18 protein-coding genes and 1 pseudogene are annotated in these 22,357 nt (G+C 62.9%); 11 read left to right on the top strand and 8 right to left on the bottom strand.

Annotation, left to right across the window (positions count from 1 at the left end; all coding sequences use genetic code 11):
• Positions 1-150: 150 nt before the first annotated feature.
• Positions 151-642 carry a hypothetical protein gene (locus tag LQ955_RS19250; RefSeq protein ID WP_231026077.1) on the top strand — a complete coding sequence of 164 codons (492 nt, stop codon included), beginning with the start codon at positions 151-153 and terminating at the stop codon, positions 640-642.
• Here LQ955_RS19250 and LQ955_RS20280 read toward each other — a convergent pair.
• Positions 614-1,887: pseudogene (locus tag LQ955_RS20280) on the bottom strand (transposase). The gene LQ955_RS19250 and the pseudogene LQ955_RS20280 overlap by 29 nt on opposite strands.
• A gap of 560 nt (positions 1,888-2,447) precedes the next feature.
• Here LQ955_RS20280 and LQ955_RS19270 point away from each other — a divergent pair.
• From LQ955_RS19270 to LQ955_RS19285, 5 genes are all read left to right on the top strand, one after another.
• Entirely contained in the window at positions 2,448-2,906 is a 459-nt protein-coding gene (locus LQ955_RS19270; RefSeq protein ID WP_231026079.1) for a hypothetical protein, read from the top strand.
• An 865-nt stretch (positions 2,907-3,771) separates the two neighbouring features.
• The gene (locus LQ955_RS19275) at positions 3,772-4,035 is read left to right on the top strand and encodes a DUF2283 domain-containing protein (protein ID WP_231026080.1); all 264 of its coding nucleotides are present in this window, start codon (positions 3,772-3,774) and stop codon (positions 4,033-4,035) included.
• A 21-nt stretch (positions 4,036-4,056) separates the two neighbouring features.
• Positions 4,057-4,740, top strand: coding sequence for a tetratricopeptide repeat protein (locus LQ955_RS19280; protein WP_231026081.1), 684 nt, complete (start codon positions 4,057-4,059; stop codon positions 4,738-4,740).
• Between the two features lie 723 nt (positions 4,741-5,463).
• Positions 5,464-5,772, top strand: coding sequence for a tetratricopeptide repeat protein (locus tag LQ955_RS20285; protein ID WP_390623409.1), 309 nt, complete (start codon positions 5,464-5,466; stop codon positions 5,770-5,772).
• 64 nt (positions 5,773-5,836) lie between these two features.
• Positions 5,837-6,157: a hypothetical protein gene (locus LQ955_RS19285; protein WP_231026082.1), complete on the top strand. Its 321-nt coding sequence runs from the start codon at positions 5,837-5,839 to the stop codon at positions 6,155-6,157.
• A gap of 300 nt (positions 6,158-6,457) precedes the next feature.
• Here LQ955_RS19285 and LQ955_RS19290 read toward each other — a convergent pair whose 3' ends face one another.
• Positions 6,458-7,693: an IS256 family transposase gene (locus tag LQ955_RS19290; protein WP_231028027.1), complete on the bottom strand. Its 1,236-nt coding sequence runs from the start codon at positions 7,691-7,693 to the stop codon at positions 6,458-6,460.
• 724 nt (positions 7,694-8,417) lie between these two features.
• On the opposite strand from LQ955_RS19290, the gene LQ955_RS19295 reads away from it, so the two are divergent.
• On the top strand, positions 8,418-8,789 hold the full coding sequence (locus LQ955_RS19295) for a hypothetical protein (protein ID WP_231026083.1): 372 nt from the start codon (positions 8,418-8,420) through the stop codon (positions 8,787-8,789).
• 385 nt (positions 8,790-9,174) lie between these two features.
• Here LQ955_RS19295 and LQ955_RS19300 read toward each other — a convergent pair whose 3' ends face one another.
• Positions 9,175-10,893, bottom strand: coding sequence for a hypothetical protein (locus LQ955_RS19300; RefSeq protein WP_231026084.1), 1,719 nt, complete (start codon positions 10,891-10,893; stop codon positions 9,175-9,177).
• A 110-nt stretch (positions 10,894-11,003) separates the two neighbouring features.
• On the opposite strand from LQ955_RS19300, the gene LQ955_RS19305 reads away from it, so the two are divergent.
• From LQ955_RS19305 to LQ955_RS19320, 4 genes are all read left to right on the top strand, one after another.
• Positions 11,004-11,417 carry a DUF5684 domain-containing protein gene (locus tag LQ955_RS19305; protein ID WP_231026085.1) on the top strand — a complete coding sequence of 138 codons (414 nt, stop codon included), beginning with the start codon at positions 11,004-11,006 and terminating at the stop codon, positions 11,415-11,417.
• A 170-nt stretch (positions 11,418-11,587) separates the two neighbouring features.
• Positions 11,588-14,095, top strand: a complete 2,508-nt coding sequence (locus LQ955_RS19310) for an ATP-dependent Clp protease ATP-binding subunit (RefSeq protein ID WP_231026086.1) — start codon at positions 11,588-11,590, stop codon at positions 14,093-14,095.
• 440 nt (positions 14,096-14,535) lie between these two features.
• On the top strand, positions 14,536-15,075 hold the full coding sequence (locus LQ955_RS19315) for an amino-acid N-acetyltransferase (RefSeq protein ID WP_231026087.1): 540 nt from the start codon (positions 14,536-14,538) through the stop codon (positions 15,073-15,075).
• 20 nt (positions 15,076-15,095) lie between these two features.
• On the top strand, positions 15,096-15,581 hold the full coding sequence (locus tag LQ955_RS19320; protein WP_231026088.1) for an 8-oxo-dGTP diphosphatase: 486 nt from the start codon (positions 15,096-15,098) through the stop codon (positions 15,579-15,581).
• 139 nt (positions 15,582-15,720) lie between these two features.
• Here LQ955_RS19320 and LQ955_RS19325 read toward each other — a convergent pair whose 3' ends face one another.
• The 5 genes from LQ955_RS19325 to LQ955_RS19345 all read right to left on the bottom strand — a co-directional run bounded on the left by LQ955_RS19325 (position 15,721) and on the right by LQ955_RS19345 (position 22,315).
• On the bottom strand, positions 15,721-16,887 hold the full coding sequence (locus tag LQ955_RS19325; protein WP_231026089.1) for an alpha/beta hydrolase: 1,167 nt from the start codon (positions 16,885-16,887) through the stop codon (positions 15,721-15,723).
• A gap of 97 nt (positions 16,888-16,984) precedes the next feature.
• Positions 16,985-18,478, bottom strand: a complete 1,494-nt coding sequence (locus LQ955_RS19330) for a hypothetical protein (protein ID WP_231026090.1) — start codon at positions 18,476-18,478, stop codon at positions 16,985-16,987.
• On the bottom strand, positions 18,475-19,728 hold the full coding sequence (locus LQ955_RS19335) for a GNAT family N-acetyltransferase (RefSeq protein WP_231026091.1): 1,254 nt from the start codon (positions 19,726-19,728) through the stop codon (positions 18,475-18,477). Before LQ955_RS19335 ends, LQ955_RS19330 begins: the two co-directional genes overlap by 4 nt.
• The gene (locus LQ955_RS19340; protein WP_231026092.1) at positions 19,725-20,717 is read right to left on the bottom strand and encodes a hypothetical protein; all 993 of its coding nucleotides are present in this window, start codon (positions 20,715-20,717) and stop codon (positions 19,725-19,727) included. Before LQ955_RS19340 ends, LQ955_RS19335 begins: the two co-directional genes overlap by 4 nt.
• Positions 20,717-22,315 (bottom strand): phenylacetate--CoA ligase family protein, encoded by a 1,599-nt coding sequence (locus LQ955_RS19345; protein WP_231026093.1) that lies wholly within the window; start codon positions 22,313-22,315, stop codon positions 20,717-20,719. The genes LQ955_RS19340 and LQ955_RS19345 overlap by 1 nt, the downstream gene beginning before the upstream one ends.
• Positions 22,316-22,357: the final 42 nt, after the last annotated feature.

The raw sequence follows: 22,357 nt of genomic DNA on the forward strand, positions 1-22,357 counted from the left end.
GCATCGTTGGACGAAACCGCCGATGCTTTACATGCGTGGCGGACGAGAATCCACGGGTCAGCCCAGAAGGAATTCCTACAGGAGGGGTTTCGCCCGAATGTTCATCGCCTCGAACCGTTGACCGAAGCTGTACGACCCCGAGAATTGGTCGTGGCTACCCGCAACCCGGAATGGGTCGCGATCTTCGACAATGGACTCCGAGGCGGGGATCAAGTAACGACCGTGAGCTATCTCGCCAGAACGATTCACTGTCAAGGTTTGGTTACGACACTCATTCCGGATCGGCCTCACGCGGTTGATGGTCGATCCCGGTTTGGGGCGGTTCAATTTCAACTATTCGGCCCGATCCGCACGCATTTCTTGAATTACGTGCGGACAATATCAGTTGTCAGAGAAGTGAATGGTTGGCGATTCGATGCCAACGGTACCATTCAAGAATTCGAAGATATCGAGTCTTACCGGAAACGCAAGATAGTCGACCGTTTCACCCCTGAAATGTTGGAAGAATATAGTGAAGCCCTCGACCTTTACCCTTATCGTGACGACTTCTACACCGGGCCAAGCGTCCTGATCTCTAATCCGGCCGATCCAGGGAGCCATGCAGCTGCAGCAATCATTGAAGCGCAGCGAGTCTTCCTCTAGTCTCTGGGTCTGTAACAGTAACGGTGTTTCTGGCGTTTTCATTTAGTAGGTCTCCACGGCCGGCCGGCCAGCCGTCGGCGAAGGTGATGGCGAACGCGTTCAGTGCGGGCTTCCAGCGCATCGTCCATCGGGCTCGTCCCGCACCGGTCGGGTCGAGGGATCTGGTCACAAGATACAAGCATTTCAAGGCTGCCTGCTCTGTGGGGAAATGCCCGCGGGCACGAACCGCGCGCCGGTATCGGGCGTTCAGGGACTCGATCGCGTTGGTGGAGCAGATCACTTTCCTGATCTCGATGGCATAGAGCCTGTCGCAGAATGCCGGTGGCCTCGTTTTGGGCGTGACGAATCAGCCGGCGCGGTTGAGTGCCGCGGACGTCAGCATTGATTCCTGGCCCCGCACCAGTCAGGCGGTCGCGGTGTGGATCTTGCGAATGTTGTACGCGGTTGCTGCGAGGTTCAGCTCGCTTCGCGCGGCATTGATGCCTCGGCGGGAGAATCTGTTCAGGATGGTTTTCAGGGTTCCGATGCTGGGTTCGACGGTCGCGCCGCGTCTTTTGTAAGCCGCTATCCCGTCGGGGGTTCGGAGTCGGTGAGCCATCGCTTCTCGCGTAGTCGCTCCTACTGGCGGCGGCCCGAATGTTGGAGCTTGAAGTGCGGCAGCGGCTTGCTCTCGGCTTTTGCCTAGCGCTATGAGCCGGTCTGGTCCAAGTGCGTCGAGGTTGCTGTTGCTGCAGTAGCCGGCATCGGCCAGCACCACACCGATCTGGTGCTCGGGCGAACTGGTCGCTGCGTGCACCGTCGCAGCCGCTGCCAAGCCAAATGTGCACTGATCTCACCGGTACTCAGACCGTTCGCGTACAGCGACAATACGATCTCATCCACCCCGGTCAGGCGGCGTTGGCGTTTCTTCACGATAACTGGCTCGAAGGTGCCATCCCGATCCCTGGGGACCTCGATCGTGACCTCGCTCGTCGCTTCGGTCAGCACCGTCTTCGGGCGCGTACCGTTGCGCACGTTCGTGCCCTCACGCTCTTCCGGGGCGTGATGCTTCTCGTGGCCGAGGTGCTCGGTGAGCTCCTCATTCAACGCAGTTTCGAGCACCGTTTTCGTGAACTGCTTCAACAGCCCGTCCGGGCCCGTCAGCGACAGGCCCTGCTCCTGGGCGAGCCGCACCAGCTCGACCGCGGCCAGTTCCTCCGCCGTCGGCTCCTTCTTCTTCGAACTCACAACATCCAGTGTCGTCATCACGGCACCTTCCCCGCCAAACCTCAGCTCAGCGTGTCAGGCCAGAAACACCATTTAAGAGACAGTCCCGTCACATGGACGGGACTCGGAACTGTTGCGATTTTGGGCTTCAAGCTGCTGGGGGGAGTGGGGGACTTGGGTCTCGTCTTGTCCCTGTCCGGAGACTCGACAGGTGCTGGCACCGAATCTGAGTCATCTGCCGAGCCCGACCAAACCCAAGCTTCGCCGAGCGCGAACTGCAGCCCTCTTCTTCCTCAATGTAGTAAGGAAGAAGAGTCTGAAAATTCTCGGGGCCCTCAGTTCAGGACGGATGCCTCTCATATCTTTCGAGATGATCCGGGGCATTTTACGGATGACACCCCAGCTAACCGTGAATTGATTCAGGGGATCATTAGACCGGAGAACTTATTCAAAACGATAGAAACCAACGGTGGGCCAGTGCAGACGTATCGCGAGGTACAAGAAGACGGTAGTCAGGTGTGGGCGGAGGTCCGGAATGGCAATGAGATCACCAACGCTGGACAGAATTCATCACCCTTCCTTAAGTGAAAGGTGAACATATGGACATGGGATTTTCGGCACTCGAGATTCGAGATGGTTCGCTGCTCTTTCTTGAAAAGTTCGAGACCACCGCTGGCGACGACCTGACCACTTTGATCGGTGACACCGATCGAAGTGTCTGGGCGGACGGAGGAACTACTGACCCCGCGGCTTGGTTCAACTGGATCAGATGCCTGTGGCTGATGAAGGGGATATCCAGCGTGTGGAAGGGCGGTCAGAAGGTAGAAGTGCAAACCGATACCGGAGATCTGGCCGTCTTAGAGTGGCTGCCGTGTAGGAATACCGACTGGCCGCCGGGATACGATGCGGTGGCTGTAGGGCGTCCGTTTACAGAGCTATCGGGATTTGAAATGTTTGTTTCCGCTTTGCGAGAATTTGACTCACGCGGAACCGCCGGAGGGATTAAGCAATTCCGGTCAAACCTTTCCGATTCGGGGTGGCCCTCAATCCCCCTGTAGATCGGGTCTGCAACGCGATGCGAATTCACCACCAAAACAGCCACATCACAACAACTGCAAACCGCTTACTCAACTGCTCAAGACCCCAATGTGCCGATGAACCTGAATTGCATTCCATGAGTAGTTCGAGTGGGCCCGAGTGGGCAAAGGCGAGCGATTTGATGGCGCGCCTGGAGGCGGACCCCGCATACCAAGCGGCTGTTGCAAAAAGAGAAGAGGCCAGGCGAGAATCGGCATTTGGGCAGCATGGTGGTTGGCCTCAAGTTCCCTTACGTCAAGGGATCGGAATTGAGAACTTCCAAGACGGCGCACCTTTAGGGCAGTAGCTAGGAGAACAATGGCTTATGGACTAGATGGGGCCGCTGTGACTTTTGGCGGGTCGGAGAAACAGGGTGCGTGGAAGGCGATAATCAATGGCATTCCTGCAACACGCGTTCAACGAATACCGGATTCAGATGACGCATTGGTTCTGTGGGACTACATGGCATCGACAGAGGGACGCTTCGACAATTTACTTCGAATTAGGCCGGACGGAACTATTAGGTGGAGGGCGACCTTACCGAAGGTTGACGAGAACGACACTTTCGTATCCTTTGAAATATCTGCCAGTGGCACCCTCGCCGCGAACACTTGGAGTGGGTACAAAGTGGATATCGACATCCGGACGGGGGAGATTCAAAGTACCCGGTTTGTCAAGTAGCCAAGGGTCCCTGCCTGCTGATAAGGACGAAACCGCAGCCAACGTTCCGTTCGGGCGAACGGGACAGGTTTGAAACATAGTTAACACCAACTGCACTACGAAGAATTTGACGTCCCTCCCTCACTTCGTGCGGCTGGGCATGTCTAACTTGATGAAGGCGCGACCATGAAAATCACCTATGACAAATTTGCTGACGCCGTTTACATACAGTTGGCCGAGTCAATTGCCCCGGGCGGCGTTGCCAATGTGTATTTGTGTGACCCGGATCAGATGGGCGGCATCGTCAACATCGACCTCGATGAGGCAGGACAGATCATAGGATTAGAAATCCTGACTGCCAGTTCGATGCTCCCAAAGAATGTGCTCGACGAGGCCGACGGCATCGGCGATGGCGCGGTGTCCGAAACAAAGCTTTCTGGTTCAAGCTGACTCGAGCGAAGTAAGCGTTCGATGCAAAGATCTAATGATCCCTTGCTTTGGCGCGCGATTATTTATCTGGAATCGGGTAGGGCGCAGGAAGCGCAGAAGATAATCGCTGAGCATCTGTCTTTGCGGCCGGATGACGTTGAAGCTCTGATCATTCTCAGTCGGGCTCTCATCCAGTTAGATGATTCCGCGGGCGCGGTGAAGGTGGCCTCGCGTGCCTCGAGTATCGTGCCGAATGATGCTAGGGCATGGAGGGCGGTTGCGGCGGCACTTTCGAATCTAAACCGATATGAGGAGGCTCGAGATAGCGCACTGACATGTTTGCGACTGGAACCGACCTCGTGGGCGGCGCTGAGGGAAACCCATCAGGCAGCATGCGTCTCGATCTGGTTCAAGGCGATATTGCGCATCTCTGCAACAGCATTAGGGACGGCCTTATCTGCCTCACATATGGAGCCAGAAAACGCTAAGACCTGGAGAGTGCTAGCGACAGCATTTTCGCATGCGGCCTATCACGATAATGCCCGCGTCAGTGCACTGAGATCTCTCCGCCTGGATCAACTTCCTTGGTGGCGCACGGTGCAGTTGCGGATGACGACGAAAGCGAGCATCGTGTCACCGATCGGGGCCTTAAGTCGGCGCGAGCTGCTGTTCGTCTGGCTCCAAATCAGCCCGATGCTTATCTGGCGTTGGGAAACTTTGCCTTGATCGCCAAAGATCTTGCCGCTGCGGAGACCGCTTTTCGCGCCGCTCTACGGATCCAACCAGAACATGCTTCCGCGCGACACAACCTAGTGCTGATCAGGATGCCCTACGGAGACTTCGGGGGTGCCGCAAGCGAACTACTAGCCGTTCTCGCTAACAAGCCAAACCATGCTTTCGCTAATCGAAATTTACGTAAGGAAACTGGTCAGCAGGCTATGGAAGGTCCACATTGGAGGGTGAATTGAAGGCGAGCGAGGCATTTGCGGCCTGGATGACTCGAACGGCTACAGTCGACGACGTCTACCTCAGCCAAGTGGCCGATAGCGCGCCCGAGTTCGGAATGGACCGCGATGCAGTAATTCCGGCACTCAAGATTGGCGTCGACAGGCGATGGTTTGTCATTCGGGACTCAAGCGGGAGCGTGGTTACTGAGCCAATTCGCGTAGAGCAGGGGGGCCGGGTCAGGGGCGTTCCGGCCGCCTGGGCCGAGCCAGGATTCTGGGAGGCGTACTTCGACGCCGACCCGGTCGCCTTAGACGTCTATGAGCGAGAATCTCGGTGTGAATCTGAGGCCGACTCAGGTGACACCCCTCCTGGGCATATCGCACTCCTGAAATTGCTTCTGAAGAACGTGCATCTTCGATTTGGCGGCGGCGTCGCGCGAACTCGGTCGTCGAGAAGAGACAGCGCAGGATTCTTGTCGTCGTTGTCCTGGTTGGCCTAATAGTGGAGTATTTGCTTTGGTTGGCAGCTGCTTACTTGGGATCAGGCAAGGCGCGAGATGCCCAGAAAATAGCGTCGGAGCACTTGTCGACGCGACCAGATGACGCTGAGGCATTGTTGATTCTCAGTCAAGCTCATCTTCAGTTGGGGGAACCTGGGCGAGCACTGGAGGCGGCGTCGCGTGTCACGACACTTGAGCCGGACAACGCCGCGGGATGGCGGGTCATCTCGAAGGTGTTCTCGCATCTGAGCCGCCATTACGACGCTCGTTTCGCTGCGCTGACGTCCGTGCGGTTATGCCTAATACTGTAAAGGGCCTGGGTAGCAGGAGTACGCGCACGGGCACTTTCGATTACAACCTGGAATACGTAGGGCCATGACCATTGACAAGAATGAAGGTAACGATCTCATTTGGCCCTACTGGTCAATTGACCTACCCGGATTGAGTCCGAAAAACGGAGTTCGCCTGCTGGAGTGGGCTAAGCGCGAGAATATTTCACTCACTGGCATCTTGATCGATCCAACGAACTCATACACTTCGAGCGTTGACGCAGAAACGGCGCAAACGCTTGTAGCCGCAATCGAGATCGCCTTGGAATCCAACAAGTTGCAAACCGACCAAGTTCTCATCGCGAAGTCTCTCGCCGGTCAGGTTCGCGACTGGTTAGACCAGTCAACTTCCGGGACAAGTGATTGACGGTCAAGTCCCCCGGGGGTGGATGCTCGTATTGTTGTCAAGCGGTGTTCGGGGGCGTGATTTGGTCCAGCGCTGCGGTGACGAGTTGTTCTAGTTGTGGGTCGGCTCGGGTTCCGATCTCGACACGAGACTCCAACAACGAAATCGACCACGGCCATCTGGATGAGTTTTCAAATGAAGGCATGCAGTACTCGGTTTCAGGTGAGTTCGGCGCAATCAAAATCGACGCTGATTACTTTGAGGGTCACGTCCCGTTGTGTGGTGGAGTTTCTCGACACCGTGCGGGGATCAATTCATTGATTATGCGGCAGCGAGTTCTGGGATAACAACCACCTCCTCGACCTCGTTGAGTGTGGTGTCGAGTTCCTTCATTGAGGCTTCGGAAAAGTAGCGTCGCTCGCCGGCTTCCCATTCGTCGTGCTGCTCGACGAGGACAGATCCGGCGAGGCGGAGCATCGCTGCTGGGTTCGGGAACACGCCGACGACGTCGGTGCGGCGTTTGATTTCTTTGTTCACCCGTTCCAGCGGGTTCGTGGACCAGATCTGACGCCAATGCTTCGGCGGGAAGCTCGCGAACGCGAGCAGGTCCGGGCGGGCGTCGTTCAGCATCGTCGCGACTTTCGGGTGGGAGCGTTCCAGCATTTTCGTGACCTCGTCGAACTGGCCGTTCACGTGCTCTTTGTCGGGTTGGGCGAAGATCGTGCGAATGATCGAGCCAACCATCTCCTGCGATCCTTTCGGGATCACCGCGAGCACGTTGCGCATGAAATGCACCCGGCACCGCTGCCACGACGCACCCTGCACCGTCACGGTGATCGCCTTGATCAGGCCGGCGTGCGCGTCGGAGATCACGAGCCTCACGCCGTTCAGGCCGCGGGCTTTCAGGCCGCGGAGGAACTCGGTCCAGAATGCCTCGTTTTCGCTGTCACCGACGTCGAAACCGAGGACTTCACGGTGCCCGTCAGCGGCGACACCGACCGCGACAACGATCGCCTGTGACACGACCCGATGATTCACGCGTGCTTTGCAGTACGTCGCGTCGAGGAACACGTACGGGTATGCCTGCCCGGTCAGGTCACGATCCCGGAACGCAGCAACCTCCTGGTCGAGGTCAGCGCAGATGCGTGACACCTCCGACTTCGATATGCCCGTGTCAGCGCCGAGCGCTTTCACGAGGTCATCGACCTTTCGGGTCGAGACGCCGTGCAGGTACGCCTCCATCACGACCGCGAACAAAGCCTGATCAACCCGTCGGCGGCGTTCCAGCAGCGACGGGAAGAACGTGCCCGCCCGCAGTTTCGGGATCTTCAACTGCAGATCCCCAGCCGTCGTGGTCAGCAGGCGTTGCCGGACCCCGTTTCGTTGCGTGACCCGATCGGTACTGCGTTCGTAGGGTCCGGCGCCGATGAACGCGGCAGCTTCCGCGTCGATCAGTTCCTGGTACAGCGTTTCGGTCGCGACCCTGACCCGGTCGCTGACATCAGTGAGTTTCAGTTGGCCAAGCAGCTCGAGCAAGGCAGAATTATCCAGAGCCATCGTGCGTGAGTCCATTCCATGAGTAGCTTTAGTCGGTGCTCATCGACCATCGCACGATGGCTCACCACGTCGACAACACGACGCTCAGCTAGCCAAAAATTCCACCACCCACGGGGACGCAACCACTTTGAGGTTGAGCTTGAGTGATTTGGCGACTGATTCTGACGTGCTCGAGCAGTCAACGATTGCGGCGACCGTTTACGCGCTGAGGGCTCGCGAAGCTGCTGCCTATGACTCCGCGTTTTGCGCCGCTAATCAGGTGTTCGATTTCGCGGATGCGGCATTACAGAAACGTGCTCCACAAATCGCGTACTCCGCGCCGACGGCCTCGTCCGAAGAGATACGAGTCGCGTTAGAAGCGCTGGAGAGCTGCCTCACGGCAGCCGAGAACGAATCAAATCACGCGGTCCATAGCGTATCCGTGCAGCACGGGGCGAAACCGTCCCGTGCTGCACGGTAAGATGAGCATCAATCGGCTCTGTGGAGTGAGCCGGAACGTCACAGCGCCAATTGGGTAAGGGACTCGATCGTACAGGGAGCACCGCTGTCGGAAGGAGAGACAACTTCATGATGGATGAGCTGGGCCCAGCTGATGCAGTTCAAGAAGCGAAGACCCGCACGTGGAAATTAGAAATTCGGACGGGCAAAGGACTGACCCGTATGGAAACAGCGTCACGAGGAAGAGTCCAAGCAACCACGCCTCGATCACTTGGGATCTCGGGCAATGAGCATAGGTGCTGAATCTCCCGAGCTTGTTGGCATTGACCTCGAAGACAGCTATGTACTGAACGTCGAGTCGTTCCCATCGAATGTATGGATTTCGTTCGATTTCGTGCTCACCGAGGAACATCCAAGTTACCTGCCGCCCGACGCTGATTCCCAGTTCTGCTTTAGACGAGGCAGAATTGTGTTCCACGGCGTTACGCATTGCGACTGGTCGGGTCAGGGAGAGTTAGTGCCAGCACGAGACGCCAACAATGAAATCGACTACGGCCATCTCGATGAGTTTTCAAATGAAGGTAAGCGGTACTCGGTTTCGGGCGAGTTCGGTGCAATGAAAATCGAGGCCGATCGCTTTGAGGTTCAGCTTGAGTGATTTAGCGACTGATTCTGATGCCTCGAGTGAACCGTCTACGGTCTTCTGCCGCTTCTATGCGCGATCAGTTCAGCTGCCCGAAGCGCCCCAGGTTTGGTGCCGCATCCTTTTGAGCTGAAGGATGTATGTCATGATCCCGCGCTCCGTGACTGGGCAGTGCGCTTGGTGCGGGAGTGATTGGGCCTGGGACTGATTCCTACTTGTTTCCCTGTCCGGCGGTCGTCGGTGGGGCCGATTTTCTGATCAGCTCGGTCTCATACAGCCAGGTCACCGCCTTAGCCCAGGCATTCTGGAACGAAACTCACACTTTTCCGGTCAAGGGCGGGCGTCAATTGGCTTCAGTCAGCGAGCGGCCCGAGCATCTGCATTTCGGCTGGCGGTTCGGTCAGTTGCAGGATGCGCGGCGACGCCCTCGCGAGACGATGAGCACGATCGCCCCGACACCGAACAGCACGAACGCGGCGATACCAGCGGGCGCCACATCGGTCTGGCCGGTATTCGCGAGTGCGCTCGGAGTCGCTGTGGCCGCGCCGGCCGACGAGGGCGCCGCGGGCGCAGATGTTGTTGGCGCAGGCGTGGAAACCGGGTCAGAGCCCGCCGTCGCCACCGCTCCGTCGAGACGGTCGAGCGTCACGAGGCGACCGAACTGGTCGAATGACGCTGCGACCGTGCCGCCGGAGGTGAACGACCCCGGCACGACGAACGAATAGGCGAAGCCGCCGCTCATGAGCGGAATGGTCGAAGACCCGAGCGCCGTCGGAGCCCCGTACACGTAGTTGTCGACGGTCAGGGAGTCGTTCGGCACGATCGACGTCGGCGTCACGTTGGTGAAGTCGAGCGTGAGGTCTGAGCCGGCCGGCCATGACGTCGGCGACACCATCGATGTAGCCACGGGCGTCAGCGCTTCCGCCTCGGCCGCGGTGGTGGGGATGACCGGCGCGGGTACGGGGCCGATGAGGCCGAACGGGTTATTGTCGGTAGTCGAGACGACCGGGTAGCCATACACCACGGTCTGAGCACGATAGATGTTCACATCGGCGCGGAAGGTCGCAGGATTCTGATTGTCGTCCGCGCTGCCCGAACCGATGTCGATTCTGGCGTACCCGGCGAAGTTCGTCAGCGCGACCAGGCCGTTCGAAGTTACGGTTGCGCTGACGACACTCGACGCACCAGGGTTCGTCGGATCGGCGACGGTGGAGGTCACAATCGTTCCCGACATCACATTCTGAAGTTCGAGCAGTACGTTCCCCGTGTCGAGCGGATGGGCCGCGGCGCTTGATCCTGCAGGGGCGCTGGGAGCAGACGCGCTGCCTACCTTTGCGACGGTCACCAGGCGCCCATACTTGTCGAATGAACCGACGGTGTGCTCCCCGTAGCTGTAACGAGCGGGGATGGCGACGTCGAATCGTCCGTTTCTGACGATTGTCGCGCCGAGAGAATCTGGTTGCCCGTAGATATAGCTGGTCACCGAGTTCGTGTAATTCGGATCGCCGATCCCGTTCGGGCTGATGGAAGAAAAGCGCAAGTCGAGAGGCCATCCGGGGTTTGCATCTGAGGAATCGACGGTGAAGTGCGTAATAGGAATCTGAGTGAGAACCTCTGCGGCTGTCGGGGGAGTGACGGGTCCGGAGGGAAAGTTGATGGGAGTGAACGTGTCGTTATCTGCTGCGTACGAGTACGTCCACGTCTGGCCGCGGAAGATCGAAGCCGCCTGCCGGCTCATGACGGTGCCGGGCAGCGGGCTGCTGCCGAGTTGGTGCACCTGGCCATCGGCCGTCTTGATGTAGACGGCGGCCGGGCCCGCGAAGTCGCGGATGTTCACCGATCCGTCGGCGCCGATGACTCCCGTCACGGTCGAAACGGCGGTCGAATCGGCCGGATCCGGTGTCGCGACCGCCGCCGTCAGGCCCGCCTGCGACGCATCGAACTGCAGCACGATGACGCCGGTGTCGACCTCATGGCCGGCGATCGGTGTGACCGGGCTGCTCGACGGAAAGCCGGTGTTGGCCGAAGCCGATTCTGCCAGGCCGAGACCGACTGCGGTCATGCCGAGCGTGAGCGACGCTGCCAGTACAAGGCGCAGCGCGCGCGAACGAGTATTCAACTGTGATTCCCCCGGTGGTTCGTATTCGACAATGAATTGGGCAAGCATAGGACGCGCAAGAGCTCGAACAGAAATCGTGGTGTCGCGCGGCTCGGGTACTGTGAGGAACCGTGCAGAGTCATGACGCAATCGTTCTCGCCCGCCAGGTCGTCGAGGCCGCTGGGGGTGCATCCAACCCGGGGCAGACCACCGGCCAGGTCATCGGTCTGCTGCTCGGGCTGCTCACCATCGTGGGCATGTGGGTCACGTTTCAGAAGGCGGGGCGCCACGGCTGGGCCGCGATCATCCCGGTCTACAACCTGTACACGCTGATCAAGATCACGGGGCGGTCGGGCTGGTGGCTGCTGCTGTTCATCATTCCGCTGGTGAATGTCGTGGTGTACATCGTGATCGTTCTCGACGTCGCCGCGTCGTTCGGCAAGGGTGTGCTCTTCGGCGCGTTCGGGCTGTGGCTGTTTCCGTTCGTGGGGTTTCCGGTGCTCGGCTTCGGCTCAGCGCGGTACGAGGGTACGCCGCTGTTCTGAGTCGCGCGCGAGCACATCGGCCGCTTCGGCTGGGCGCCTGCGGGCGAGTGGATGATCGGGCATCCGATTTGGCCTGTATGCCGAGGGCGAACAGAGCCACCTCAGCGCACCGGTGTCGTTAACCTTTATGTACCGGATACCGCTTCTGCCCCGGTACCGAAGGAGTGCGCATGTTTGAGAGATTTACAGACCGAGCCCGTCGCGTCGTCGTTTTGGCCCAAGAAGAGGCCAAGATGCTCAACCACAACTACATCGGTACCGAGCACATTCTGCTCGGTCTCATCCACGAGGGCGAAGGGGTCGCCGCCAAGGCGCTCGAGTCGCTCGGCATCTCGCTCGACGCTGTGCGCGAGCAGGTGCAAGACATCATCGGCCAAGGCCAGCAGCAGCCGACCGGGCACATCCCGTTCACGCCGCGTGCCAAGAAGGTGCTCGAGCTTTCGCTTCGCGAGGCTCTGCAGCTCGGCCACAACTACATCGGTACCGAGCACATTCTGCTCGGTCTCATTCGCGAGGGCGAGGGCGTCGCAGCCCAGGTTCTCGTGAAGCTCGGCGCCGACCTCAACCGCGTGCGCCAGCAGGTCATTCAGCTTCTCTCGGGTTACCAAGGCAAGGAGGCGGTTGCTGTGGGAGGCAATGACCAGGCTCCCGACAAGGGGTCGCAGATTCTTGACCAGTTCGGGCGCAACCTCACGCAGGCTGCTCGCGACAACAAGCTCGACCCGGTCATCGGGCGCGAGAAAGAGATCGAGCGCGTCATGCAGATCTTGTCGCGCCGTTCGAAGAACAACCCGGTTCTCATCGGTGAGCCGGGCGTCGGCAAGACCGCTGTGGTCGAGGGCCTCGCGCAGGCGATCGTTCGCGGTGACGTTCCCGAGACGCTGAAAGACAAGCAGCTCTACACGCTCGACCTCGGTTCGCTCATCGCCGGCAGCCGCTACCGCGGTGACTTCGAAGAGCGTCTGAAGAAGGTCACCAAGGAGATTCGCACCCGCGGTGACATCATCACGTTCATCGACGAGATCCACACGCTCGTCGGTGCGGGTGCTGCCGAGGGTGCCATCGATGCTGCCTCGATTCTCAAGCCGCTGCTCGCCCGCGGTGAGCTGCAGACCATCGGTGCGACCACGCTCGACGAGTACCGCAAGCACTTCGAGAAAGATGCAGCTCTTGAGCGCCGGTTCCAGCCGATTCAGGTCGCGGAGCCGTCGCTGCCTCACGCCATCAACATCTTGAAGGGCCTGCGCGACAAGTACGAGGCGTTCCACAAGGTGTCGATCACCGATGGCGCCATCGTGGCCGCGGCGAACCTCAGCGACCGGTACGTCTCCGACCGCTTCCTTCCCGACAAGGCCATCGACCTGATCGACGAGGCCGGCGCACGCCTGCGCCTCTCGATTCTCTCGGCCCCGCCGGAGCTGCGCGAGTTCGACGAGCGCATCGCGCTGGTTCGCGGTCGTAAAGAGGCCGCGATCGAGGAGCAGGACTTCGAGAAGGCAGCCTCGCTGCGCGACGAAGAGAAGAACCTGCTCGGCGAGCGTCTGCGCCTAGAGAAGAAGTGGAAGTCGGGCGACGTCAAGTCGTCGGGCATCGTCGACGAGGGGCTGATCGCCGAGGTTCTAGCTCAGGCCACGGGCATCCCGGTGTTCAAGCTCACCGAAGAAGAGTCCTCTCGCCTCATGTTCATGGAGAAGGCGCTGCACGAGCGTGTCATCGGGCAAGAAGAGGCCATCGCGGCTCTCTCGCGCACGATCCGCCGCACGCGGTCGGGCCTGAAAGACCCGAAGCGCCCCTCGGGCTCGTTCATCTTCGCTGGCCCCACGGGTGTCGGTAAGACCGAGCTCGCCAAGGCGCTCGCCGAGTTCTTGTTCGACGACGAGGGCGCGCTCATCTCGCTCGACATGTCGGAGTACGGCGAGAAGCACACCGTTTCGCGCCTGTTCGGTGCCCCTCCCGGGTTCGTCGGCTTCGAAGAGGGCGGCCAGCTCACCGAGAAGGTGCGCCGCAAGCCGTTCAGCGTGGTGCTGTTCGACGAGATCGAGAAGGCTCACCCGGATATCTTCAACTCGTTGCTGCAGGTACTCGAAGAGGGTCGTCTGACCGACGGCCAGGGCCGCGTGGTCGACTTCAAGAACACCGTGATCATCATGACCACCAACCTCGGTACGAAAGACATCACGGGTTCGCCGATCGGTTTCCAGTCGCAGACGAACACGTCCACGTCGTACGACCGCATGAAGGGCAAGGTCAACGAAGAGCTGAAGAAGCACTTCAAGCCCGAGTTCTTGAACCGCGTCGACGACACCATCGTGTTCCCGCAGCTGTCGCAGTCGGAGCTTCTGCAGATCGTCGATCTGTTCATCGGCCGCCTTCGCGACCGCCTGATGGATCGCGACCTCACCATCGAGCTGTCGCTCGCGGCGAAGGAGCGCCTCATCCAGGTCGGGTTCGACCCGTCGCTCGGTGCTCGTCCGCTGCGTCGTGCGATGCAGAATGAGGTCGAAGACCGGCTGTCTGAGCGCATCCTCACGGGTGACCTCAACGCGGGCGACCACATCTACACCGACTTCGTCGACGGGGAGTTCACCTTCCTCACCACCTCGCCCGAGCCGCTGGCCGCCATCACGGCGGGCGACGTCGCCGAGGCAGGTGCGGGTACGGCGACGATCGTCGAGTAGTTCGCGTCGCTCGAGTAGCTCGCGTCGCTCGAGTAGTTCGCGCTGCTCGGGTAGTTCGAGTCGCGCGAGTAATTCGGGTAGCGCGCGATGCGGGCATCCGGATGCCCGCGGTGCAGTAGTTCGAAAGGGGTCGGCCACTTCGGTGGTCGGCCCCTTTTGCGTGCCGTCGCCTGTGCGGTTGCGGCGGTACTTCGGTAGGTGTGCGGTGGTTTGGCGCTCCCGCGGTGGTTCGAACTACCGCGCGGGCGCCGAACTACCGCCGAGGGCGCCGAACTACCGCGCGACGCGGTTGATGCGGTTGATGCGGCCGTGCGAGCAACACCGTGCGGTGGCTGCGAAGGCGCGATCGCTAGCGATCGAAGGTGAGGATCAGCAACTCGATGCGCGTGACCTGCCGGGCCGGTTTTCGTCAAATGGGGGCGGGCTGGGAGGATGGAGGGATGACCACTCCTGACGTGTCCGCCGCTCGCCCCGCAACTGGGTCGATCACGGTGCGACGCGCCCGCACGTCTGATGTGCCGTGGATTCAGCGCCTCGTCGAACCTCTGGTGCAGCAGCGCATTCTGCTCGGCAAAGATTCCGTGGTCTTCTACGAGGCCGTGCAGGAGTTCCGCATCGCCGTCGACGCAGACGGAACCCCGATCGGCTGCGGCGCCTTACACGTGTTCTGGGAAGACCTCGGCGAGGTTCGCACTCTCGCGGTCGACGAGGCCTGGCTCGGCCGGGGGGTCGGGCACGCACTGCTGAACGCGATCGAACAGGATGCTCGAGACTTGGGCCTCTCGCGACTGTTCTGCCTCACGTTCGAGGTGCCGTTCTTCGAGCGCCACGGGTTCATCGCCTCTCCGCTCTCGCTCGTCGATCCCGAGGTGTACGCCGAACTGGTGCGCTCGCCCGACGAAGGCGTCGCCGAGTTTCTCGACCTCGCCCGCGTGAAACCGAACACTCTCGGCAACACGCGCATGCTGAAGCACCTCTGAGGCCCGGAGGGGCGCGGGCTGTGTCCGGATACGAGGTGTGCGTGTGCTACCTCACGCGCACCAGGCCGGATGGCCGCCGCGAGGTTCTGCTGGGGCGTAAACGCACCGGGCTGGGCCTCGGCAAGATCGTCGGCCCCGGGGGCAAGGTGGAGCACGGCGAGAGCCCGCTCGAGGCCATCGTGCGCGAGGTGGCGGAGGAAACGGGCATCCGGGTGCCGCCTTCGTCGCTTCGGGAGGCGGGGCGGCTCGAGTACGAGTTTCCGTTCCGAAGCGCGTGGAGCCAGAATTCGACCGTATTTGTGGGCGAAGAGTGGTCGGGCTCGCCGGAAGCGTCTGACGAGCTCGCTCCGGAGTGGTTTGCCGTCGACGAGCTGCCATTCGACGAGATGTGGCACGACGCGCGGTTCTGGTTGCCGCGGGTGCTCGCCGGCGAGCGTGTGCAGGCGTGGTTCTCTTTCCGCGATGACAACCAGACGGTGGCGGAGTCGAGCCTGCCGCTGGGCTGAGGCGCGTGCGGGCTGAGGTGCCGGTGGGCTGAGGTGTCTGCGCGGGCTGAGGCGCGCGAGGGCTAATGCGCGTGCCCGGGGTGGCGGCGGCTGAGGTGCTTGCGCGCGCTAATGCGCCTGCCCGGGCCGGCGGCACCGCTCACCCGAGGTGCCGACGCAAGAACTCCACCAGGTCGTCTGCGGCGCGAGTGGCCACCCGCAGGATGCCCGGATACGTCACCCAGCCGTGCGGAGCCTCAGGGTAGGTGATCACCGTGACTTCGGTGCCATCTGCGCCCAATTGACGAGCGTACGAAAGGCCTTGGTCGTGCAACACGTCATGGGCGCCGAGCTGCACGAGCGCCGGAGGCAGGTTCGCGAAAGTGGATGCTCGTGCGGGGGCAGCGCGGGCATCCACTCTCGCGGCCGACGTGGCATCGGGGCCGAGGTAGTAGTCGAAGAAGGCGGCCATGTCGGCCTGGTGCAATACCGGGCTGTGGGCGTTCGCTCGCATAGAGGCGTCGTCGAGCACGGTGTCTGTGACGGGGTAGATGAGCGCCTGGGCCGCGATGCGCGGGGCGGCGGCGCCGGGCGAGAGGCCACGCGTGGCCTCCGGTGGCGGTGGCGTGGACGTGGACGTTGCTGTTGCTGCTGCCGCTGAGTCCGCGTCATCGCGGGCGAGCAGGCTGAGTACGGCGGCGAGGTTGCCTCCGGCGCTGTCTCCGAACACGGCGAGCCGCGCAGGGTCGGCTCCAAGCGCCGTGGCGTTGGCCGAAACCCAGTCGAGGGCGGCCTGGCAGTCGTCGACGGCGGCGGGAAACGGATGCTGCGGGGCCAGACGATAGTCGACGGCGACGACGATCGCTCCGAGCTCGGCGGCCACCCGCGACGGCAGCCAGTCGCACATGTCGAGTGCGCCGAAAAGGGTCCAGCCGCCGCCGTGAAGGTAGAGGGCGATGGGGAGGCTGCCTGAGGGTGTGGTGCTGGTGGCAGTGTCGGTGCCGGTGCCGGTGCCGGTGCCAGCGCCGATGCCCGGGTTTGGGGTTGTGGCGCCGGCGCGCGAGGTTCGCGGCGACGGAGCGAGGCGGGGCCGGTAGATGCGGATCGGGATGCCCGTGGTGCTGCCCGGCGCGGGTGGGAGGGTTCGATCATCCACTGCCACTCGCCGATCGCGCGCGCCGAAAAGCAGCCGGCGAAGGGGCGCCGGCACGTGCTGCATGGTCTGGTTGTGCGCGATGTCGGTCGGGCTCATGGTGGCGATGTGCATCGAGTCGAAGCGGTCCATGAACCAGCCCCAGGCGCGCACGCGCAGCGGAATCGGGGTCATCTCGCCGACTCGCGAGCACGATCGTGGTGAGGGGCGAGGGCCGTGGTGGGCGGACTACACGATCGTGGGGCCCGAGTCTCCCGCACGACGAGCATCATCAGTGCCTGCCGCCGGCACCGTGTGCGTCGTGAGGCTGCGGGTCGGTCAGCCGCGGGGAGCGCGGAACGTCGCCGACGGCGACTCCGACGCTGAACACCGAGAGCGCCACATCGCTGCGGCCGAGAGAGAGGCGTTTGCGCAGCAGCCCGTGAGCCAGCGGAGAATCGATGAGTTCGGAGTGCGGCGACACCGAGAGCCCGCGGGTGTGGGCGTGCAGCCACAGGCGTTGCAGGGCGCGACCGGCCTGCAGGGCATCCGGTTCAGAGACGCCGATGCGGCTGTCCATCGCGGCGGTGATGCGAGTGGTGTCGTCGGCGGCCGCGAGGCGGGCATTCGCCACGAGCACCAGGTGCGTCGGCGACTCGGTCGAGCTCTCGGAGAGCGAGAGGGCAAGCGGGCGCAGGCTGCGCGCGCGTTCGAGCGACTCGGCGCCCCGCCCGATGATGCCTGCGAGGGCCAGCACCGGGTCGCGCAGGCCGACACGGCGCGTCGCCGGTGCCGCGACGCGCGCGAGCGGGCCCGGGATGCCCAGCATCACGTCGGTCATGCCGTCGAGCCGGTAGCGGGGATGCCGCGGATCGAGCCGCAACCACTGCAGCAGCTCGCGAGCCACGCTGCGCCGCGACGCGGTGAAGGCGATGCCGAGCCGGCTGAGGTACGCCATGGCCCGGTCGTCGAGTCGCCGCAACGAGAGCCACGGCGGCAGGTCGACGTCGCTGAGGTCGTTCCAGGTCTCCGGATGCCCGGCGAGTCGACCCCGATAGACCGCCCGCTGGCGCACGTCGTCTGGCGTGAAGGGTGCAAGTAGGGAGACGGGTGCTTGGGGTGTGAAGGGTTCTGGGGGTGTGAAGGGTAGGAGTGGGGTGACGGGTGCTGGGGGGGTGGGGGGTGCGGGTGGGGTGGGCGGCGGCGTGGTGGCGTCCGCGCTCGGAGAGGCGGAATCGGCACCGCCACAGGCATCCACTCGAGGCACCAGACGCACGCGGAACACGGGCCTCGCGGGGTCGGCGCGCCCGCTGATCGGCAGTTCTTGGAGCAGCGAGAGCGCAGGGAGCGTCTCGACGACGGCGTCGTGTCCGCGCGCGGCCGCGCCGATGCTGAAGCTCTCGATCCAGGCGCCGAGCGAGAGCACGACGTCGCGAAAGCTCGGATCGCCCGCCGGAAGCGTGCGGCTCGGAACGACGGCGACCTCGACGGCCAGGTCAGCAACCGCGCCGGCTGCGGCTGGCTCGATGCGACCGGCCTCGCGGCCAACCGCCCAGGTGCCTACTGCCGCGGTGCGGCCTGCCGCCGAAGTGCCTACTGCCGCGCTGCGGCCTCCCGCCGAAGTGCCTACTGCCGCGGTGCGGCCTGCCGACCCGCTGCCGACCGACCCCACAACACGCGGCGACCACGGCTGCGTATTGTGCGGCGACGGAGAGCGGCTGGCAAGCAGCACCAGGTCGTCGAGCAGCGCTCGCATGTCGCCGACCGCGTTCAGATCATCGTTCACGAAGTGACCTCCTCGTTGGGCGTGGTCGGGCTATCGGCAGCCCTCGGCACGGCCTTTCGATAGAACGTGTACGCCTGTAACGGGCGGCCGCCGAACCGCGTGAACGCGGCCGCCGAAGCCGGGTTGTCGCGATCGATGTAGGTGCTGCGCAGGGCGGAGTACCCGCGCTCGCGCAGGTTGTGCTGCAGTTGCCGCGTGAGCAGGCTCAGGATGCCCTGCCCCTGCCGAGGCGGATCCGTTCCCTGAATCACCAGCACCGCCTCACGCCGGTACCGCGCGCGCGTCGCGAGCAACTGCAGCTGGCGCGGCAGGCTGAGCCGGCCGCGCACCTTCTGCACGAATTCGGTGATGTCGGGAATGACCAACACGAACGCGGTCGCCCGGTGGGAACGGGCATCCCGTGCCAACAGCAGAAGCCGCTCGTCGAGCAAGAACGCCAGACCATCGGTGGCCGCGGACATTTCGGCGGCAGTGATCTGCGTGTAGTAGGGCAGTTGCGCGAACGAGGCGTTCAACAGCTCGAGCAGCTCGGGGATGAGCGTGCGCATGCGGCGTTTCGAGCCGTATTCGAGGCGCACCCCGGCCGCCTGCCACTCGTCCAACGAGGGTCTGCGCGGGGCATCGGAGAGCCGGCCGGGGCGCACGATGAAGGTGTCGGCCTCGCCCCAGCGCTCAAAGCCTGCGGACTCGTACACCGAAGGCACCCAGACGGGATTCCACGCGGAGTCGACGAATCCGCGCTGGTCGAACCCCGAAGTGATGACGCCGCCGGACTGGTTCGGCAACAGCGACACCGGCCCGAAGAGTGCTGAAGCGCTGGCCTCGGTGGCCCGTGCTTCAAGGTGGGCGAACAGCGCCTGGGCTGCGGCGTCGTCTTCGAACTCGGTCGCTCCGAACAGCAGCAGTTTCTCGCCGAGTTTCTCGTCGAGACGGCGGTCGGTGTGCACGGTGCTGCGCGCGACCACCCGGCCGCCGCCGCTGTCTTCGCCTGCCGGGGCGCTCGCGTGGCTCGCGTCGTTGCTACCGCCGCCGTCTCCGCCGGCCGTCGCGCTCGCGTGGCCCGTGTCGCCGGAATCGCGCACGACGACGAGCTCGATGGGCTCCGGATGCGGGCTCGCGCCCGTGAACCACGACCGGATGCTCGACTCCAGTAGTGGCACATAGAGGTCGGCCGGCCACAGCCGCAGCGGAAGCTCGATGAATTCGCGCAGCGACGCCTCGCCCGTCACGCGCTCGACGGTCAGCGTCATGGATCCACCTCCCCGCTCGCCTCGGGCACAGGGGGAGCGGTGTGCAGGCGGATGTAGCCGCCCGTGCCGTTCTTGGTGTCGCGGGTGATCCATTGCATGAGGGCGCGGTGCGCGGGAAGCCGCGCGAAGGCCAGCAGGTCGTCGCGCGTGGCGAAGAACGCGAGGGTACCGAGCGTGAACGGAGGTTGCCAGTAGACCGTGTGCCACACATAGCCGTGCAGCGTCTGCAAACGCGCGACCATCGGGTACCAGGTGCGCGACAGCGTCAGAAGCGCTCGGGGGCCGCGGTACTTCGTGGCACCGACGAACATCGCCGTGGCGTCGGTGACAGGTCGCCCGTCTTCGCCGACCGCCGTGGATGTCGTCGTGCCTGCCCGTGCGGGTGCTGGCTTCGCAGCCGCAGCCGCAGCCGCAGCCGCCGTCGAGCTACGAGTTTGTGCCGGTGCGGAGCGCCGCGACCCACCCGAATCCGCAGCTCGATGAGGATGTTCGGGCACTGCGGGTGTCGCGACGAGCGGGGGAGTCGTGCCGCGGGCGGCTTCGACCGAGGTCGGGGTGAAGTGCTCGATGTGCGCCATCACGTTGCCCTCGGCGCGCCAGACCCCGTTGCTGTAACCGCTCGGCTCGGCGACGAGCAGCCTGGTGCTCTCGGAGAAGCTCGATGCCGCATCGCGGTAGGCCTCTGCGTTCGCGACGGTATCGAAGAAGACGATGGCGCCGTGCTTCGGGCCCCGCCAGAACGTCTTATGCCACACGTACCCCGGGGCGCTCGGAATCTCGCCAGAAGCCTTAGCTGACTGTCGCGAAAACCAGGGTGTGCCCGTATTCATGCCGAAGACTCCGGAGTTTCCGTCTTGTTCACGGTTCTCGCGTGCCGCTCGGCCGACAAGAACGCCCGATCGGGCGCCTGCCGCGGCACCGAACTCCACCACGACAAGCGCTCGGGCGCCTGCCTGCTTCGGTGCCTTCGAAAAGTCGGTGGTGCGCATCAGCTGTCGCCACCCGCGGCCCCGGCCGCCGCCTCACCACTCGTCACGAGGTACACGTTCTTGATCTTGCTCGAGGTGCCTGCGAAGACGCCGGTGCCGTGGTCGTGCAGCTCGATGCGCACGTCGGCCGTGCTGGCGTCTTCGGCGAGAGACTGGGCGATGTCGCGCGAAACGCTCGCGAGGTGTCGAAGCACGCCGGCGGCGGAGCGGGCCCGGAGGTCTGCCCGGGCATCCGGAGCCAGAGTGGCGCCGGGGCGCAACTGCAGATGGATGACCGGCCGCTGCTCGAGTTCGCCGATGTCGAGCAGGCTGAGCTTGAACGACTCGATCTCGGCGGCATACGGATTGTCGAGGTAGAGCCCGTTCTCGACGTCGAGCGGATAGATATTCGCCCCCATGTACGAGATCGTGGAGTCTTTGCGCCCGAAGAGCAGAACGAACGGCAGCTTCATGCGCTGCGAGGCGAACGCCCGCTCGAAGGCCAGCGCCAGCCGCGGAAACGCGGCCACGTAGCCGCTCATGTCGGGAAACGAGACCAGCCGCGCCTCGTCACCGATGTTGTAACGCACCTTCGGGCTCATGATGGCGGTCGAGTTCAGCGTGACGAGCAGCTCGCCCTCGGCCGTGGTCTCGAGGTACGTCTCGAGCGGGTTGTACTGAAAGATCATGGGTGTTCGGTCTTCGTCGGGCCCCAGAACCCGCGCACGCAGGTCGGTGTTGGCCACGAGACTTCGCCGCAGCCACACCGACAGGTCGCTCTCACCCGCCATTCCGATGGTGAGGTCAGACGCTCCGTACCCCGAATACACCCGGGCGAACCGTTGCTCGAGGTAGTCGCGCAGCCCCTCGGTGAGTGCCTCGCCGCCCACGAAGCCGTTGAGCTCGTAAGCGTCCCAGTCGAAGCCCTCGGCATCGAGCCGGTCTCGCAGATGCTTCAGAAACGGCGGATACGCGCTGATGAGATACGTATACGAGGGGCCGAAGTGCTTCAGGGTGTCGACGATCTTCTCGATGTCGGGGCCGGTGTTCTTCACCATGGCGACCTTCGACATGGCGAGCCCGGTGTTGGTGCCGGTCGCCCACGCTCCCATCGAGAACGCGTTGATGCAGAACAGCCGTCGCGACCCGAAGAGCAGAGTGATGTAGCCCGCCACGTTGGCGTGCACGGTTCGCAGCTCGTCTTTCGAGCGCATCCAGTTGTACGGCGTTCCGCTCGAACCGCTCGACTCGTCGACGACGGTTCCGACGGTGACGATGGATCCGCCCCAGCAGCGGTCGTCTTCGCTGAAGCGGTCGACGTAGTCTTTTTTCGACGTGGGCCGGAACGCGCTGAGGTTCCACCAGCGAAACCCGAACCGAGGCCGGAATCCGCTCTCGTCGAGGTACCGCCGATAGGCCGGAACGTCGAGATAGGCCTGCTGCGCGATCATCCATGCATTCACGCGCGCGAAGCGTTCGAACGACGGCTGGTAGTGCCTCGCGGTGAACCGCCACAACACCGGGTGGAGTCGGTACACGCCGTAGAACGCCGTGACGAGCGCGGTGACCAGGCGCAGCACGATGCGGCGGCCCAGCCCGATGGGGCTCGTGTTCGGCATGAAAGATCTCCTTGATCGGTTCTTGAGAGAATATCAGCAGCC

It is taken from the genome of Subtercola endophyticus (genome assembly GCF_021044565.1).
Lineage (GTDB): Bacteria > Actinomycetota > Actinomycetes > Actinomycetales > Microbacteriaceae > Subtercola > Subtercola endophyticus.